3 protein-coding genes and 1 pseudogene are annotated in these 3252 nt (G+C 70.9%); all 4 read right to left on the reverse strand.

The window, feature by feature from the left end; all coding sequences use genetic code 11:
* Positions 1-930, reverse strand: a 930-nt coding sequence (locus tag AC27KI_RS21435; RefSeq protein ID WP_487115730.1) for an MFS transporter, incomplete at its 3' end; no start/stop codon positions are given.
* A gap of 69 nt (positions 931-999) precedes the next feature.
* Complete coding sequence (locus AC27KI_RS21440; RefSeq protein ID WP_487115732.1) at positions 1000-1680, reverse strand: hypothetical protein; 681 nt, start codon at positions 1678-1680, stop codon at positions 1000-1002.
* A gap of 128 nt (positions 1681-1808) precedes the next feature.
* Entirely contained in the window at positions 1809-2741 is a 933-nt protein-coding gene (locus AC27KI_RS21445; RefSeq protein ID WP_284405289.1) for a LysR family transcriptional regulator, read from the reverse strand.
* 28 nt (positions 2742-2769) lie between these two features.
* Positions 2770-3252: pseudogene (locus AC27KI_RS21450) on the reverse strand (amidase family protein); the annotation flags it as partial.

The following is a 3252-nucleotide window of genomic DNA, read 5'->3' on the forward strand; positions in this document are numbered from 1 at the left end:
GCCGATGCGGTCCGACAGCGCGCCGAACCACGGCACGGCGAGGGCGTTGCACGCCGCGCCGATCATGGTGGCGGTGAGCGCCAGCGGGCGCGACAGGTGCAGCACCGTGGTCACGTAGGTCAGGGTGAACACCACGACCAGCGCATACAGCACGTCCGAGCCGATGCGCGATCCGCCGGCCACCAGCAGGCGCCGCCAGTGCTGCGAGAACACCTCCTTGATGGGCGTCTTGGCCGTGGCCTGGTGGGCCTCCATTTCGCGGAACACCGGCGTCTCGTCGACGCCCCGGCGCAGCCACAGGCCGAACAGCACCAGCGCCACGCTGGAGACGAAGGGAATGCGCCAGCCCCAGGCCTGGAAGTCTTCGGGGCTCAGCCAGGCCGAGACCAGGGCGATGAAGCCGGTGCCGATCAGCGTGCCGCACGACGGGCCGACCTGCGTGAACGAGGCGTTGCGCCCGCGCTCGGTGGGCTTGCCGTGCTCCATCGACAGCAGCACCGCGCCGGCCCATTCGCCGCCGAGCGCCACGCCCTGCACGAAGCGCAGCGCCACCAGGGCGATGGGTGCCCAGATGCCCCAGGTGCCGTACGTGGGCAGCAGCCCCATCAGCCCGGTCGAGACGCCCATGATCACCAGCGTGGCCACCAGCACGAAGCGCCGGCCCAGCCGGTCGCCCAGGTGGCCGAACACCATGCCGCCCAGCGGCCGGGAGATGTAGCCCACGGCATAGGTGGAGAACGCGAGGATGGTGCCGGTGAGCGGGTCGAAGGACGGAAAGAAGATGGCGTTGAAGACCAGCGCCGCCATGATGTTGTAGACCGTGAAGTCGTACCACTCGAGCGTGGTGCCAACCGAGCTGGCCATGGCAAGTCGGCCCATCTTGGGGGCGGCGGGGGGAGCGTGGGCGACGCCCTGGGGAACTGCACGCATGGGAGGATCTCCGGTGAAAGGCGATGAAGGAAAAATCGGGGGCGCAGGGGCCCGTAGTGGCAGAGGGGATCAGGCCAGGTCGGCCCGCGTGAGCTTCCAGCCCAGCGTGTACTGGGCCGCCGCCACGGCATCGGCCTGCAGCAGCGCACCAGCGCGCGCCAGTGCCTCGCGGTGCGCGTCGGCATGGCCGGTTTCCACCACCATGAGCGGCTGCAGCACGCGGCCTTCGGTGCGCTCCGTGGGCAGGGGCGTGCTCAGCACCGGGTCCGGCACCAGCAGGTACGACTGCACGAAGCCGGGCACCTGCGCGAGCTGGGTGCCGGCCTGCACGGCGCGCGCCACCAGTGCGGCGCGGTCATCGGCCGGCGGCAGGGCCAGCACGCTCAGGTGGCTGCCGGAGCCGAACCCGGTGACGGCCTCCACCGCGCACACGCGGCGCATCGGGTCCCGCATGCGGCCCAGGTTGGTGACCGACCAGGGCGTCTGCCGGCCGAACGCGGCGCGGTACGCATCGGACGTGAAGGCCGCGAGCGACTGCGTGCGGTACAGGCCCAGGTACTTGCGGCCGCCCTGCCGTGACACGTAGCGGGCGCCGGAGAGAAAACCGTCGATGCGCACGCGCTCTTCGACATGCTCGCGGTCATACCACTGGTTGAAGTCCGCCTCGTCGGCGGCATCGACATCGGCGGCCACGAAGAGCATGCCGTGCACGGTGCCGGGGGCGGCGGAGGGAAGGTTCTGGGAAGCCATGGGCACTTGCGATTCCTTGCAAAAAGACCAGGGAATCATCGGCCGCGCATCGGCGTGCCACAAACGGGTTTTTTTGCCCTGCGGCTATCAGAATTACTTGTCGGGTCAGATGCTTTTTCTGCACCAAATCAGGGTTCACCCTCTGTGCCGGGCGTCCGGAATGGTGCGGACAGCGAGGCAGCGAAGCGCTCGGATTCGCTGCACGCCAGCTCGGCCGCGCGGCGGATGGCGGCCGAGCCGCTGGCGTCCAGATGGCTCACCACGATGCGCTGGGGCGGCAGGGGCGTATCGCACGCGATCACGCGCAGGTCGCCGCGCTCGATCTCCTCGCGCACGGGTGGCAGTGGGATCAGCGCGTTGCCGAACCCCGACTGCACCAGCCGCACGATCGCCGCCATCGAACTCACGCAATGCACCTTGCCCACGGGCATGCTGGCCTGCCGGTACAGCTGCTTGAGCGCCTGGTGGGGCTGCGATCCCGGGCTCATGGTCAGCACCGGCTGCAGCAGCAGGTGGGCGATGCGGCCTTCGTCGGGCTGGGGCGCGGAGGCGCCGGCGCCCACCCAGCCCATGGCCATCGGCGGGCAGGCCATGTTGACGATCTCGGCGCTGGCCATGGGGTCGGTCTGCAGCGCGATGTCGATCGCGCCGATCTGCAGGCGCTCGTGCAGGGCGAGGGTGGTTTCCGAGGTCAGCTGCACTTCGATGCCCGGGTGCAGGCGCTGCAGCGTGCCCAGGAAGTCCACCAGCCAGGTGTGCACCACGCTCTCGATCGCGCCGATGCGCACCAGGCCCAGAAGCTCCTGCTGCGGGTGCCCGAGCGCGATCATCTCGCGCTGCAGCTCCAGCATGCGCTCGCCATAGTCCAGCAGCCGCAGGCCCACGGGCGTGAGCCGCAGGTCGCGCGGGTCGCGCTCGAACACGCGGGCGCCGATCTCTTCCTCCAGCGAGGCGATGCGGTTGGAGATGGCCGCCTGCGTCACATGCAGCCGCTCGGCCGCGGCGCGGAAGCTCCCGAGCCGCGCGATCCAGAGAAAGGCTTCGACGAAGCGGGTGTTCATCGCGCAGGGTGCGGCGGTGGCGGGTGCCTCAGCCCGCGCGCAGGCAGGCCTCGATGGCGCGGCCCACCTGCAGCACGCGCGCATCGGCGCCGTGCACGCCGCCCACGGACAGGCCCACGGGCAGTTCGCCGGGCGCCTGGCAGGGAAGGGAGAGCGCGCAGCCATCCAGGAAATTGAGCACCGTCGTGTTGCGCAGCACCAGCCCGTTGGTGGCGAAGAACCGGGCATCGTCGCCGGTGAGGTCCGCCAGGCGCGGCGCGCGCACGGCCACGGTCGGCATCAGCCAGGCGTCGAGGTCGCGCAGGCGCTCCCGGGCGGTGGCTTGCAGGCGCAGCCGCGCGTCCTGCAGGTCGATGTAGTCGGCCGCGGAAATCGCGGCGCCGCGGCGGGTGCGCTGGGCGACGCGGTGGTCGTACTGCGCCTCTTGGGCCGGGTCTTCCAGCCGCGCGCGGTGCACCTGCCAGCCTCGGCGGCGATCAGCCCGCCCGCGGCGTTGAGCGAGGGCAGCTGG

This window comes from Acidovorax sp. KPB24-03 (assembly GCF_057546605.1).